Origin of the sequence: Paracidovorax anthurii (genome assembly GCF_003269065.1) — a bacterium.
Taxonomy (GTDB): Bacteria; Pseudomonadota; Gammaproteobacteria; order Burkholderiales; family Burkholderiaceae_C; genus Paracidovorax; species Paracidovorax anthurii.
Genome location: NZ_QLTA01000081.1, coordinates 1 through 13220 on the forward strand (window position 1 = coordinate 1; position 13220 = coordinate 13220).

16 protein-coding genes are annotated in these 13220 nt (G+C 67.7%); 5 read left to right on the forward strand and 11 right to left on the reverse strand.

The annotated features are described in order from the left end of the window. Positions 1-447: 447 nt before the first annotated feature. Together AX018_RS23285 and lexA are read right to left on the reverse strand one after the other, a co-directional pair. Positions 448-900 (reverse strand): hypothetical protein, encoded by a 453-nt coding sequence (locus tag AX018_RS23285; protein WP_111882487.1) that lies wholly within the window; start codon positions 898-900, stop codon positions 448-450. 198 nt (positions 901-1098) lie between these two features. After that, on the reverse strand, positions 1099-1773 hold the full coding sequence (gene lexA, locus AX018_RS23290; protein WP_111882490.1) for a transcriptional repressor LexA: 675 nt from the start codon (positions 1771-1773) through the stop codon (positions 1099-1101). Between the two features lie 107 nt (positions 1774-1880). Here lexA and AX018_RS23295 point away from each other — a divergent pair, with 107 nt between their 5' ends. Further along, complete coding sequence (locus AX018_RS23295; RefSeq protein ID WP_111882493.1) at positions 1881-2849, forward strand: asparaginase; 969 nt, start codon at positions 1881-1883, stop codon at positions 2847-2849. Between the two features lie 100 nt (positions 2850-2949). Here the strand turns inward: AX018_RS23295 and adk are convergent, their stop codons facing one another. The 6 genes from adk to AX018_RS23325 all read right to left on the reverse strand — a co-directional run bounded on the left by adk (position 2950) and on the right by AX018_RS23325 (position 6975). Then, the gene (adk, locus tag AX018_RS23300) at positions 2950-3606 is read right to left on the reverse strand and encodes an adenylate kinase (protein WP_111882495.1); all 657 of its coding nucleotides are present in this window, start codon (positions 3604-3606) and stop codon (positions 2950-2952) included. Positions 3607-3787: 181 nt separating this feature from the next. Next, complete coding sequence (gene kdsB, locus AX018_RS23305; RefSeq protein WP_111882498.1) at positions 3788-4579, reverse strand: 3-deoxy-manno-octulosonate cytidylyltransferase; 792 nt, start codon at positions 4577-4579, stop codon at positions 3788-3790. After that, complete coding sequence (locus AX018_RS23310; protein WP_111882500.1) at positions 4576-4758, reverse strand: Trm112 family protein; 183 nt, start codon at positions 4756-4758, stop codon at positions 4576-4578. The genes kdsB and AX018_RS23310 overlap by 4 nt, the downstream gene beginning before the upstream one ends. Positions 4759-4780: 22 nt before the next feature. After that, positions 4781-5854: a tetraacyldisaccharide 4'-kinase gene (gene lpxK, locus AX018_RS23315; RefSeq protein ID WP_111882503.1), complete on the reverse strand. Its 1074-nt coding sequence runs from the start codon at positions 5852-5854 to the stop codon at positions 4781-4783. A gap of 6 nt (positions 5855-5860) precedes the next feature. After that, entirely contained in the window at positions 5861-6286 is a 426-nt protein-coding gene (locus AX018_RS23320; RefSeq protein WP_111882506.1) for an ExbD/TolR family protein, read from the reverse strand. A gap of 62 nt (positions 6287-6348) precedes the next feature. After that, positions 6349-6975 (reverse strand): MotA/TolQ/ExbB proton channel family protein, encoded by a 627-nt coding sequence (locus AX018_RS23325; RefSeq protein ID WP_111882508.1) that lies wholly within the window; start codon positions 6973-6975, stop codon positions 6349-6351. Between the two features lie 363 nt (positions 6976-7338). Here AX018_RS23325 and xseA point away from each other — a divergent pair, with 363 nt between their 5' ends. Together xseA and AX018_RS23335 are read left to right on the forward strand one after the other, a co-directional pair. Continuing rightward, positions 7339-8652 (forward strand): exodeoxyribonuclease VII large subunit, encoded by a 1314-nt coding sequence (xseA, locus tag AX018_RS23330; protein ID WP_111882511.1) that lies wholly within the window; start codon positions 7339-7341, stop codon positions 8650-8652. A 155-nt stretch (positions 8653-8807) separates the two neighbouring features. Further along, entirely contained in the window at positions 8808-9392 is a 585-nt protein-coding gene (locus tag AX018_RS23335; RefSeq protein ID WP_111882513.1) for a Fe-Mn family superoxide dismutase, read from the forward strand. Positions 9393-9604: 212 nt separating this feature from the next. Here the strand turns inward: AX018_RS23335 and AX018_RS23340 are convergent, their stop codons facing one another. Together AX018_RS23340 and AX018_RS23345 are read right to left on the reverse strand one after the other, a co-directional pair. Continuing rightward, positions 9605-10096, reverse strand: a complete 492-nt coding sequence (locus AX018_RS23340; protein WP_111882524.1) for a DUF192 domain-containing protein — start codon at positions 10094-10096, stop codon at positions 9605-9607. 135 nt (positions 10097-10231) lie between these two features. After that, positions 10232-10450, reverse strand: a complete 219-nt coding sequence (locus AX018_RS23345; protein ID WP_111882516.1) for a hypothetical protein — start codon at positions 10448-10450, stop codon at positions 10232-10234. Between the two features lie 202 nt (positions 10451-10652). On the opposite strand from AX018_RS23345, the gene icd reads away from it, so the two are divergent. Beyond that, a complete protein-coding gene (icd, locus tag AX018_RS23350; protein ID WP_111882519.1) occupies positions 10653-11912 on the forward strand; it encodes an NADP-dependent isocitrate dehydrogenase in 1260 nt (419 codons plus the stop codon). Positions 11913-12296: 384 nt separating this feature from the next. On the opposite strand, the gene AX018_RS23355 is transcribed toward icd, so the two are convergent. Continuing rightward, a complete protein-coding gene (locus AX018_RS23355) occupies positions 12297-12872 on the reverse strand; it encodes a hypothetical protein (protein ID WP_111882522.1) in 576 nt (191 codons plus the stop codon). 53 nt (positions 12873-12925) lie between these two features. On the opposite strand from AX018_RS23355, the gene AX018_RS23360 reads away from it, so the two are divergent. After that, on the forward strand, positions 12926-13220 hold a 295-nt coding region (locus AX018_RS23360; RefSeq protein ID WP_211322498.1), incomplete at its 3' end, for a transposase.

Sequence of the window (13220 nt, forward strand, 5' to 3'; positions counted from 1 at the left end):
GACTCGCCGGTCCATCACCGGCAATGCGTGCGCAAGCCACCACCGTTTGCTTGTGCACATCCAATCCCGCGCAGCGCGGGTAGATCACTTCCATGACAACCTCCTGTTCGCGGCGCCATCGGCGTGCGGCCCACGTCATCGAAGTCTGAAATGCGTGCTCAAGAACCGAAGGCTCAGGGCAACAGTCTGGGGTGCTCGTGAGGCCGCGGGTCCAACTGAGATACGGGCTCGAAGCACCAAGTACGAACCGACCTCGGTGCCGGACGCTGCGCCCGCCATTAGGCGCCTGTTTCATGTCCTGCGGGTGGCGCGCAGCGCAATGGATAACTGAGATGCCATCGCTTCGAGGGGGCGCGCCGCTTCTCCTTCCTCGGGCGGCACCGCCCGCAGCTTCGCGCAGGATTCTTTCCGAGACGGCAAACCTCCGTTAGATCGGTGAACACGTTCCTAGCGCAGGACAGCCTCCGAGGCGGCCCAGCGCTCCAGCTCGGCGCACACGTCGGCCATGCGGCCGGCGATCACGAACCGCTCCGGGGCCCCGGCATGGCGCCGCCGGACCCGCACGGCCCGGGGCGATGCGATGCCATGCCCATGCGTGGCGCCGCGATGGCTTGGCCAATCACCGGCCACGCGCGACGGGGAGTTGGGGGCCGCCCCATGTTCCGCCAACGGCTCCGCAGGGTAGGTGAGGGATGCCAGTCCCATCTCCCGCAGCGCCGGCATTGCGCTGCCGTGGGGCGGGCTGCCCTGGCCGTCGGGGGCGCAGCCTGCCGGAATGTCCGGCCAGCGGGACCACATCGGCACCGGATGGGGCGTGATGGTGGTGGTGCTCCGGAAGCGGCGGACGAGGGCGTGCAGCGGACGGAAGAGGGCGGCGAGGGGGAACAGGGCCTTGGCCATGGAAAACTCCAGCGGTCAGAATAGGTTGAACACTGGCAGGATTGGCTTGGATCAGGCACGGCGATGCCGCAGGGTTGACCATCCATGCGAAATGGATCGCCATACACCCGCCACCTGGGCAACGCGGGAAGGGTTGGCAGCCGGGGGCACGGGCATCTGCCGGATGCCGAAAGAGAAAGGGTGCCCGTGCCGGGGCCGCTACATGAGCATGGTGTTGCGGATCAGCCCCACCGCCAGGCCTTCGATCTCGAACGGCTCGCCGGGCTGGACGGTGATGATGGGGTAGTCGGGGTTCTCGGGCAGCAGCTCGATGGCGCTGGCCGTGCGCCGCAGCCGCTTGACGGTGACCTCGTCGCCCAGCCGGGCGACGATGATCTGGCCGTTGCGCGCCTCGCGCGTGGACTGCACGGCGAGCAGGTCGCCGTCCATGATGCCGGCGTCGCGCATCGACATGCCGCGCACCTTGAGCAGGTAGTCGGGCTTGTGTTGGAAGAGGCTGCCCTCGACGCTGTAGGTTTGATCGACGTGTTCCTGGGCGAGAATCGGCGAGCCGGCGGCCACGCGGCCCACGAGCGGCAGCATGAGTTGCGAGATGCCCGGGATGGGCAGGTGGAACTGGCTGCCGCGCGCCGCGTTGATGGAGCGCACGGTTTCGCCGCGCAGCCGGATGCCGCGGGAGGTGCCGCTCACCAGCTCGATCACGCCCTTGCGGGCCAGGGCCTGCAGGTGCTCTTCCGCCGCATTGGCGGACTTGAAGCCGAATTCGGTCGCGATCTCGGCCCGGGTGGGCGGGGCGCCGGTGCGGGCGATGGCCGTCTGGATGAGATCCAGGATCTGCTGCTGGCGGGCGGTGAGCTTGGGGCTGTCGAGCATGCTGAACACTCCGGTGCGGGAACGTGGCGCCGACGCGGCGCGGAGGCGGACCGGGCAACGCTGTTGTTCGATCCAGTCACTGTATTTTTAAACAGTTTATCGAGGCGATGCAAGTGGTTGCAGAAAAAATCGTGGTGCTGGGCACCGGCGGGACGATCGCGGGAACGGCTGCGAGCGCGGAAGACAACATCGGCTACACCGCCGCGCAGGTGGGCATCGCGCAGTTGCTGGCGGCCGTGCCGGGGCTGGAGCGCGCCGCCCGGGGCCTGGCGCTGGAGGCCGAGCAGGTCGCGCAGATCGACAGCAAGGACATGGACGAGGCCGTTTGGCGGGCCCTGGCGCTGCGCTGCGCCGAGCGGCTGGCCGACCCGCAGGTGCGCGGCATCGTCGTCACGCACGGCACCGACACGCTGGAGGAGACCGCCTGGTTCCTGCACCGCGTGCTGGCCGGTGCGGCTGGCAAGCCGGTGGTGCTGACCTCGGCGATGCGGCCGGCCACGTCGCTCGCGCCCGACGGGCCGCAGAACCTGCTGGATGCGGTCACGGTGGCCACGGCGCCGGGCGCGCGCGGCGTCGTGGCCGTGGCCGCGGGCGAGCTGCACGGCGCGCGGTGGGTGCAGAAGGTGCACCCCTACCGCCTGCATGCGTTCGCTTCGGCCGATGCGGGCCCGCTGGGCTGGGTGGAGCAGGGCGCGGTGCGCCTGGCCTCGGATTGGCCCGATGTCGCCGTGGAATCTGCCCGGACAGCTATCGAAAGCGTAGCAAAGGCGGAGGCGTGGCCGCGTGTCGAGGTCGTGCTCTCGCATGCGGGCGCCACGGGCCGCGCGGTGGACTTGCTGGTGGCGGACGGTGTCCAGGGGCTGGTCGTGGCCGCCACGGGCAACGGAACGCTGCACCACCGCCTGCAGGCCGCGCTGGAGCGCGCCCAGGCCGCCGGCGTGGCGGTGCGCATCGCCACGCGCTGCCCGCTGGGGCAGGTCCTGCCCCGGCCCGGCGACCCGCTGCCCGATGCTCGGGGCCTGAGCCCCGTGAAGGCCCGCGTGGACCTTCTGCTGGAGCTGCTGCCGCGGGCCTGAGGGAGCGCGCGGGCGCGGCGGCGCGGGTTGGTCGCCGTTGCGCGCCGCCAATGAAAAACGCCGCCCGGAGGCGGCGTGGCGGCTGCACGTGGCGGGGGCCTCAGCTGGCCAGGGCGGCCAGTGCGCGCTGCGTGATCTCTTCCACCGCGCCGGTGCCGCTGATGGCACGGTACTTGGGCGCATTGGCGGGATCGGCCTTGGCCCAGGTGGAGTAGTACTCCACGAGCGGGCGCGTCTGGGCGCTGTACACCTCCAGGCGCTTCTTGACGGTCTCTTCCTTGTCGTCCTCGCGCTGGATCAGGTCCTCGCCCGTGACGTCGTCCTTGCCTTCCACCTTCGGCGGGTTGAACTTGACGTGGTAGGTGCGGCCGCTGGCGGGGTGCGAGCGGCGGCCGCCCATGCGCTCGATGATGGCATCGAACGGCACGTCGATCTCCAGCACGTAGTCGAGCTTGACGCCGGCGGCCTTCATGGCGTCGGCCTGCGGGATGGTGCGGGGAAAGCCGTCGAAGAGGAAGCCCTGGGCGCAGTCGGGCTGGGCGATGCGGTCCTTCACGAGGTTGATGATGAGGTCATCGCTCACGAGCTTGCCGGCATCCATCACGGCCTTGGCCTGCAGGCCCAGCGGCGTGCCGGCCTTGACGGCGGCGCGCAGCATGTCGCCGGTGGAGATCTGCGGGATGCCGTATTTCTGGCAGATGAATGCGGCTTGCGTGCCCTTTCCGGCGCCAGGCGCGCCCAAAAGAATCAGTCTCATGGATGTCCTCTAAGTGTTGAATTCGGCAAGCGCCGGAAGCTCCGGGGCGGCCTTGCGGTGCCCGGGTGGCGCTTTTTTCGCGGGCAAGGATAGCATGGGGGGTCCACCGCCGGACCGACATGGGGCACGCCGGTGGCCTGGCCGGCCGCTGGAGGGCCGGGCGCGCGGGCGCCTGCCGGGATCAGCCCAGCAGCGTGCGCACGCGTTCCAGGTCCGCCGGAGTGTCCACGCCCGGTCCGGGCGCGGCGTCGGTCACGTGCACGGCGATGCGGTGGCCATGCCACAGGGCGCGCAGCTGTTCCAGCGCCTCCAGCACCTCCGTGGGCGCGGGCGGCAGCGCGGGAAAGTCCCGCAGGAAGGCGGCCCGGTAGCTGTAGATGCCGATGTGCCGCAGCGGCGCGAAGCCGGCGGGGACGCCGGCGCGCCCACCCTCCCACCATGCCTCGCCGGCATGGTCGCGCGCATGCGGGATCGGCGCGCGGCTGAAGTAGTGGGCGAGGCCGCGCGCGTCCAGCACCACCTTCACCACGTTCGGGTTGGCGTAGTCTGCCTGCGCGTGGATGGCATGCGCGGCCGTGCCCATCGCGGCGTCCGGCCGCGCGGGCAGCAGGTCGGCCACCGCGTCGATCAGCGCGGGATCGATGAGCGGCTCGTCGCCCTGCACGTTGACCACGATGTCGTCGCCCGCCAGCCCCAGCAGGCCGCAGGCCTCGGCCAGGCGATCGCTGCCGCTCGGGTGGTCGGCGCGCGTGGCCACGGCCTCGACGCCGTGGGCCGCGCAGGCCTGCAGGATGCGCGCATCGTCGGCCGCGACGACCACGCGCGCGGCGCGGCTGCGCGCGGCCTGGCGCGCCACGCGCACGACCATGGGCTGGCCGCCGATGTCGGCCAGCGGCTTGTCGGGCAGCCGGGTGGAGGCGAGCCGCGCGGGGATCAGGACGGTGAAGGGCGTGGCGGCGCCGGCGCCGCTCACGCTTCCAGCTCCGCGTCGGTCAGCGTGCGCGCCTCGTTCTCGAGGAGCACCGGAATCCCGTCGCGCACCGGATAGGCGAGGCGGGCGCTGCGGGAGACCAGCTCGCCGCGTTCGCGGTCGTAGGTCAGCGAGCCCTTGGTGACGGGGCAGACCAGCAGTTCGAGCAGTTTGGGGTCCATGGCGGTGAGGGGGAAAGAGGTTTCAGGAAGCGGAGGGCGATGATAGCGAGCGCCCGGCCACCGTCTGCAACCGTTGGTGCAGCCTGTCGAAGAAGGCCGCGTCGATGTGGAGCTGCAGGGGCACGGCCAGGGCACCGGGGTGGCTGCGCCAGAGCTTGGCGGCATCCTTTTCGGTGCAAATCAGCTGCACGTCGCCAGTTTCATTGGGCTTCCAGCTATCAAAATCATAGTGGTCGGGCAGCGCCGTCTCGCCCGCCAGGGTCAGGCCTTCGGCGCGCAGCATCGCGAAGAAGGCCTGCGGCCGCGCGATGGCGGCCACCGCGTGCAGCGGCTGGCCCCGCAGGCGGGACAGCGGCACCGCCTCGCCGTCCCGGCCGATCGCCTGCGCGGCGAGCGCGCGCCGCAGCGCGAAGGTGCCCAGGCTTGCCGCGTCCGCGCCCGACGGCGCTGCGGCCCCCGCGTGCAGCACGGCATCGACGGGGCGGGGCCAGGGCTCGCGCAGCGGCCCGGCGGGCAGCAGGAAACCGTTGCCGATGCCGTCCTCGTTGAACACGCACAGTTCCACGTCGCGGGCCAGCGCCAGGTGCTGCAGGCCGTCGTCGCAGACGATCACGTCGGTGCCGGGGTGGCGCGCGAGCAGGGCGCGCACGGCCTCGGCGCGGCGCCGCGCGACAAACACCGGCGCGCCCGTGCTGCGGGCGAGCAGCAGGGGTTCGTCGCCGGATTCGTCGGCCGGGCTGTCCGGCAGCACCTCGCGGCAGTCCGTGGTGCGGCGGCCGTAGCCGCGCGAGACCACGCCGGGATGCCAGCCGCGCGCCCGGAGTTCGCGCACCACGGCCTGGGTCACGGGTGTCTTGCCCGCGCCGCCAACGATCACGTTGCCCACCACCACCACGGGCACGGGGGCGCGCTCGGTGCGCAGCAACCCGGCACGGTAGAGCCGCCGCCGGCCCGCGGCCAGGAGGCCGTAGAGCCCGGCCAGCGGGGTGAGCAGCCAGGCCGCGGGACCGCGCCGCCGCCAGAGGCGCTGCAGGCCCCCGGCCGCCCCGCCGGTGCCCGAGCCCGGCGCTGTCGCCTGCCCGTCATGGGGCGCCATGCCCGGCTACCGGCCCGCGCTGGCGGACGACTGGGTGGCGAAGGTGATTTGCGACAGGCCCACGCGGCGCGCCGCCTCCATCACGGTGACCACCGACTGGTGGGGCGCGTTGGCGTCGGCACTGATGATGACGACGCTCTCGCGCCCGGCCTTGGCCGCGGCGGCCAGCGACTGGGCGACGGCGTCCACGCCCTTGCCATCGACGGCGCTCCTGTTGACGGCGTAGCGCCCGTCGGCCGCCACGGCCACGATCACCTCCCTGGGGTGGTCGCGCTGCTGCTCGGAGTCCGCCACGGGCAGCGTGAGCTGGAGCTCGGTGAACTTGCTGTAGGTGGTGGAGAGCATCAGGAAGATGAGGATCACCAGCAGCACGTCGATGAACGGGATCAGGTTGATCTCCGGTTCTTCCTTCGGACGGGGACGGAAATTCATGATCGGGACCTGCTTGGGGTGCGGGGCAGAGGCTTCGGGGGCGCAGCCCCGTCACCGGGACATCACTTGCGCAGACGGTTGATGTGGCGCACGAACTGCTCGGACGCCAACTCCAGCGTCAGCAGATAGGCATCGACGCGGCTGCGGAAATACCGCCAGAAGATCAGCGCCGGAATGGCGACGATCAGGCCGAAGGCCGTGTTGTAGAGCGCGATCGAGATGCCGTGCGCCAACTGCGCGGGATTGCCCGTGCCGTTGGCGCCGCCGCCCTGCGAGCCGAAGATCTCGATCATGCCGATCACCGTGCCCAGCAGGCCCAGCAGCGGCGCCGCCGACGCGATGGTGGCCAGGGCGCTGAGGTACTTCTCCAGCCGGTGGGCCACGGCGCGGCCCGTGCCCTCCATGGCCGCGCGGACATCCGCCTCGCTGCTCTGCGGCTGGCTGTTGAGCGTGCGCAGGCCGCTGGCCAGCACCTCGCCCAGCGCGGAGTTCTGCGCGAGCTGGTTCACGACATCGGGAGTGGGCAGCCCGCGGGAGGAAACGGAGATGGCCTCGTCGAGCAGCTTCGGGGGCGCGACGCGCGCGGTCTTCAGGGCGATGAAGCGCTCCACCACGAGTGCCAGCGCCAGGATGGAGCAGATTACCAAGGGCCAGATCGGCCAGCCAGCGGCTTGTATGATCGACAGCAATTCTTCTCTCCGCGCAGATGGAAGCAATCCGCGATTATGGCCCAGCCCCATGACCGCCCATCCGCCCGGCGCCATCGTCCGGCGCCTCCCGCCGCGGCGCCCGTCGATCTCCACAGCCACCCACATTTTCTGTGGATAACTTTGTGGGAAACCGGGTGTGTAACACCCGCCATGCGGCGCCAAATCGACACTTTGACAGATTGATGAAAAATTGCGCAGATAAAAATCGTTGTGAATCAATGACTTGCACGAACTCTCGTGGCTCGCGCATGCATGGTTCCGCGTCCGCTGCCCCCCGCACCGCTTGCTGCGCGCTGTGGACTACTGGGCAGGCCCAATCTCCCGCAAGCCCCGGTGGCGCCGATGTTTGACCACCCAAACCCACTGGCGGCGCCGCGAATCTGGGAAGTCGGCGCGCTGTGCCGCGCCATTGCTGACGCGCTGGAGGCCCGGTTCAATCCTGTCGCGGTGCGCGGCGAGATCACCGGCTTTTCGCGCGCGTCCAGCGGGCATTGCTACTTCACCATCAAGGACGGGCAAGGGCAGATCCGCTGCGCCATGTTCCGCCGCGCCGCGGCGCTGCTCGATTTCACGCCCCGGGATGGCGAACTCGTGGAGCTGCGCGGCCGCCTCGGCGTGTACGAGGCCCGGGGCGACCTCCAGCTCATCGTGGAGAGCCTGCAGCGCGCGGGCCAGGGGGCGCTGTTCGAGCAGTTCCTGCGGCTCAAGGCCCGGCTGGAAGCCGAGGGGCTGTTCGACGCCGGGCGCAAGCGCCCCCTGCCGGTCATGCCGCGCGCGATCGGCCTGGTCACCTCCGCGGGGGCCGCGGCCCTGCACGACGTGGTCACCGCGCTGCGGCGCCGGGTGCCCCACCTGCCCGTGGTGCTGGCGCCGGCCCTGGTCCAGGGCGCGGGCGCGCCGGCCTCCCTGTGCGCGGCCCTGCGCTCGCTCTACCGCCGGGCCGGAGGGGAGGGCGGGGATGGGCCGTCGCCCCCCATCGACGTCATCCTGCTGGTACGCGGCGGCGGTTCCATCGAGGACCTCTGGGCCTTCAACGACGAGCAACTCGCGCGCGCCGTGGTGGAGAGCCCGGTGCCGGTGGTCAGCGGCGTCGGGCACGAGACCGATTTCACGATCGCCGACTTCTGCGCGGACCTGCGCGCCCCGACGCCGACCGCGGCGGCCGAACTCGTGGCGCAGCCGCGCGCCACTTGGCTGGCCGCGCTCGATGTGCTCGCGGACCGGCTCGGCGACGGCCTGCAGCGGCAGATCGACCAGCGCCACCAGCGGCTCGACGGCGCGGCGCAACGCCTCGGCCGGCCGTCGGGCATCCTGGCCCGGCAGGACATGCGGCTGGCACGCCTCGCCCAGCGCATGCGGCACGGCATGCTGCTGAACCTGCAGCGCCTCGCGCAGGCGCAGGAGGGCCTGGGCGGGCATCTGCCCAAGGCCGTGGGCCGGTGCGTGGCCCTGCATGCCCAGCGGGTCGACCATGCCGCCCTGCGGCTGGAACTGCTGGACCCCCGGCTGGTGCTGCGGCGCGGCTACGCCCTCCTGACGGATGCGCAGGGGCACCCCGTGACCAGCGCATCCCAGGCGCGCACCGGCGATGCGCTGCGCGCGGCGGTGGCCGACGGGCACATCGATCTCACGGTCGCCGCGCCCCGGTTGCTCTAGGCCTGCGGCCTCGGCGGGGCGGGGGAAGGGTCTGGACGGCAACCTACAGCGGCGGGCGCTATTACTTTCTACAATGCCGCCCTGTTGCGCCGCGTGGCCATGGCCCGCGGCGCTGCACTTGCAAGCACTATTTCAACACCCACGAAGGACCGCACATGGAACACACCCTGCCACCGCTGCCTTACGCCATCGACGCCCTGGCTCCCCACTACAGCCAGGAGACCCTGGAGTACCACCATGGCAAGCACCACAACGCCTACGTGGTGAACCTGAACAACCTGCAAAAGGGCACCGAGTTCGAAAGCATGGCGCTCGAAGAGATCGTGAAGAAGTCGAGCGGCGGCATCTACAACAACGCAGCCCAGATCTGGAACCACACCTTCTTCTGGAACTGCATGGCCCCCAACGGCGGCGGCGAGCCCTCCGGTGCGCTGGCCGACGCCATCCAGGCCAAGTGGGGCAGCTATGCCGCATTCAAGGAAGCGTTCGTGAAGAGCGCCGTCGGCAACTTCGGTTCCGGCTGGACCTGGCTGGTCAAGAAGGCCGACGGCACCGTGGACATCGTGAACACCGGCGCCGCCGGCACGCCCCTCACCACCGCCGACAAGGCCCTGCTGACGGTGGACGTCTGGGAGCATGCCTACTACATCGACTACCGCAACCTGCGCCCTAAGTTCGTGGAAACCTTCCTCGACAAGCTCGTGAACTGGAAGTTCGCAGAAGGCAACTTCGCGGCCTGAGCTGCACCGGCGCCTGGCGCCCGTCCATGAAAAAACGGCCCGTCGAGGCCCAATGCCAGTCAGTTAAGCGTTTGCGATCCAGCCAACCCTGCAAGAAGGAGCGCGACATGCGCTCCTTTTTTGTTTCAAGGGGCCTCAAAGGTGTCGGTCAGGGCTTAACTGACTGGCATTGCCGTCGAGGCCGTTTTTTCTTGGGGAGGGCCGACGGCGCTTCAGCGCTTGGCGAACGGCTTTCCCGCGAGCCGGAACCCCGCCTTGATGCTGCGCTTGGCGAACCAGCCCTGGTTCATTTCCAGCACGTAGCGCACCGGCTTGTCGGAGCAGTGCGAATCCAGTGTCTGGGGCTTCATGTCCGCCAGATTGACGATGGTGCCATCGTCGGCCACGAAGGCGGCGGTCAGGGGCAGCAGAGTGTTCTTCATCCAGAAGCACTGGACGGCGGGCTCCGAGAAGACGAACAGCATGCCTTCCTGCGGGGGCATTTCCTTGCGGTGCATCAGGCCGATCTGGCGTTCCTGCGGCGTGAGGGCGACCTGGGCGTCGATGCGGTGCATGCCCGCGGTGAGCTCCACCCGCTGCAGGTCGAGCTGGGGCCCTTCCTGGGCGGAGGCTGCCATGGCGCCAACCGCAACGGTCAAGGCAAGGCCCAGGCGGGAGACATGGCGCAGGGCGCTGTACACGGTGCGCGAGAGGTCGGTGGTCATCATTCGGCTTTCGATCGTTGAAGCAGTCGCCCGGCGCGACCGGCCGAGCGTACCCGCCAAAAGCAAAGCCCGCATAAGCGGGCTTTGGAGATGCTGGTGCATGCCCCGGAAAGGCATGTCATCCGGTATCGCGGCTCAGGCAGCGGTCTTGGCGTGCTTCTTGGTCTTCTTGTGGGCAACCTTCTTGTTGCTCTTGCCAGCCTTGGACTTGGCCTGGGCCTTGGGCGTTGCGGCACCCATGTCGCTGGTGGCGGCGGTGGGGGCTGCGGGAGAGACGGCCGTTGGGGCAGATGCCTGTGCGAATGCGCCTGCGGTGAACAGACCGGCGATCAGGACAGCGAGGAGTTTTTTCATATATGCCAATTCCTTGATGAGTTTCGGAAGGGTTGCGAGCCCCGCGAAGGGCCGCGAAGCCCTGTCACAACGATACCGCAGCCGAGGCCGTTGACAGGAAAGGCCTCCAAATTTTTATCGCTAGAATCATTGCGTTTTGTGCGGATCGCACAGTCCGCCAAGGCGCAGCCCTTGGCGCCATTCCACCGGAGATAACCGTTCCATGACCAGCTACCAGCACATCAAGGTGCCTGCCGAAGGCCAGAAAATTACCGTCAATACCGACATGTCCCTGAACGTGCCGGATCAGCCCATCATTCCCTACATCGAGGGCGACGGTACTGGCTTCGACATCACCCCGGTGATGCTCAAGGTGGTCGATGCCGCAGTGGCCAAGGCCTACGGCGGCAAGCGCAAGATCCACTGGATGGAAGTCTACGCCGGCGAGAAGTCCACCAAGGTCTACGGCCCCGACGTGTGGCTGCCAGAGGAAACCCTGCACGCCGTGCGCGACTACGTGGTGTCCATCAAGGGCCCGCTGACCACGCCCGTGGGCGGTGGCATCCGCTCCCTGAACGTGGCGCTGCGCCAGGAGCTCGACCTGTACGTGTGCCTGCGCCCCATCCAGTACTTCAAGGGCGTGCCGTCGCCCGTGAAGGAACCGGAGAAGACCAACATGGTCATCTTCCGCGAGAACTCGGAAGACATCTATGCCGGCATCGAGTTCGAGGCGCAGTCCGACAAGGCCAAGAAGCTCATCAAGATCCTGCAGGAAGAGTTCGGCGTGAAGAAGATCCGCTTCCCCGAAACCTCCGGCATCGGCGTCAAGCCCGTTTCCAAGGAAGGCACGCAGCGCCTGGTGCGCAAGGCCATCCAGTACGCGATCGACAACGACAAGCCCAGCGTGACCATCGTGCACAAGGGCAACATCATGAAGTTCACGGAAGGCGGCTTCCGTGACTGGGCCTACGAACTGGCTGCCCAGGAATTCGGCGCCGAGCTCATCGACGGCGGTCCCTGGATGAAGTTCAAGAACCCCAAGACCGGCAAGGAAGTCACGGTCAAGGACAGCATCGCCGACGCGTTCCTGCAGCAGATCCTGTTGCGCCCTGCAGAGTACAGCGTGATCGCCACCCTGAACCTGAACGGCGACTATGTTTCCGACGCACTGGCAGCCCAGGTGGGCGGCATCGGCATCGCCCCGGGCGCCAACCTGTCGGACTCCGTGGCCATGTTCGAGGCCACCCACGGCACGGCACCGAAGTACGCGGGCAAGGATTATGTGAACCCAGGTTCTGAAATCCTGTCTGCCGAGATGATGCTTCGCCACATGGGCTGGACGGAAGCGGCTGACCTGATCATCAGCTCCATGGAAAAGTCCATCCAGAGCAAGAAGGTGACGTACGACTTCGCGCGCCTGATGGATGGCGCGACGCAGGTGAGCTGCTCCGGCTTTGGCCAAGTGATGATCGACAACATGTAAAGCCATTCCGCAGCGTCTTTGGACGTCTCGGGAGCCCTTGATCTCTGAGGAGATCAAGGGCTTTTTTGCTTTTGGTGTGCCATGCCTGGATGTTCGTAACCCCGAGGCTGCCTGGAAGCAAGGCATTTTTGAAGATGCCTTGCTCGATTTCTCCGCAATCCCGGTGGGCCAACCGAATTGCGCTGGTGCCCGGTTCCCCGCAGGAGCAAAGCGATGTACCACGGTCGGATGGTGAATAAGAAACCTTGGAATGCCGCAGTATCTGCTGAATAGTTTGCTATTAAAAATATAGTGAATTACCGATGAAAGCCTGGCTGGCTAGCTGACGTGCGTTGTCCGGCTATGCCTGTTGATATTGGAGCGCCATACTCCCATCGCGATGATTCAAGACGAATGAGGGCAGTTTCGCTTGATGGCGATTCCCCGCATGCCGAAGGCCTCGGGGCATTGGGCATAACGGCGGCGCAAGAGCACCATCAGGCCCGTGGAAGTGCATCCTGCCGCGGTCAGCAGCATCAGATAGATGCCCAGGGTGTATTCGAAGGAGACCGCATGGTTCCAGGAGCGGGCGATGCCCAGGAACGAGGCATAAAGCCAGGACACCGATGAGACCGTTGCGAAGAGGGTGAGGGTCAAGATCCTCTTCAAGGGGAACTCCAGAAATATCCCTTCGCGCATCATGTGGGGAAATGCGAACCGGTGCATCAGCATGCCATTGAGCGTCAGTGCACTGACGGTCAGGACCTTCATCCAGAGTTTCTCGTTCATCACATAGTCTGGATTGTGGGTATATCCGAGATAGACGAACAAGGCTCCCGTACCCCACAGCACCCACAAAGCCGCTGTCATCATGGATTTGGTTCGGAGCAGATCTTGTTGCTGCTGCGTTGAAATGCGGCGGTGGATGGTGCCAAGAAAACGGAAGTCGTATTCGAGCATCTTGCCAATGGCAACAGCCATTGCGAGCGGCTTTGTTGCACAAATCACCCCGGCCACACCGGTAGACTGAAGGCGTGACGGAAGCAAAGAGCGAGAGGCGGACCAAGTACCGCACGACGAACTGGAAAGCCTACAACGCAGCGCTGAAGGCGCGAGGATCGTTGACGATGTGGCTGGATGAAGGCATGCAGTGGCTTGGCAAGCCGAACGGCAAGCGCGGGCGCAGCCCGACGTTCTCGGACGCAGCCATCCAGTTTTGCTTGAGCATCAAGTGCCTGTTCGGCCAGCCCCTGCGGCAGGCGCTGGGCATGGTGGACAGCCTGCTGCGGCTGGCCAAGCTGGACTGGCCGGTGCCGGACTTCAGCACGG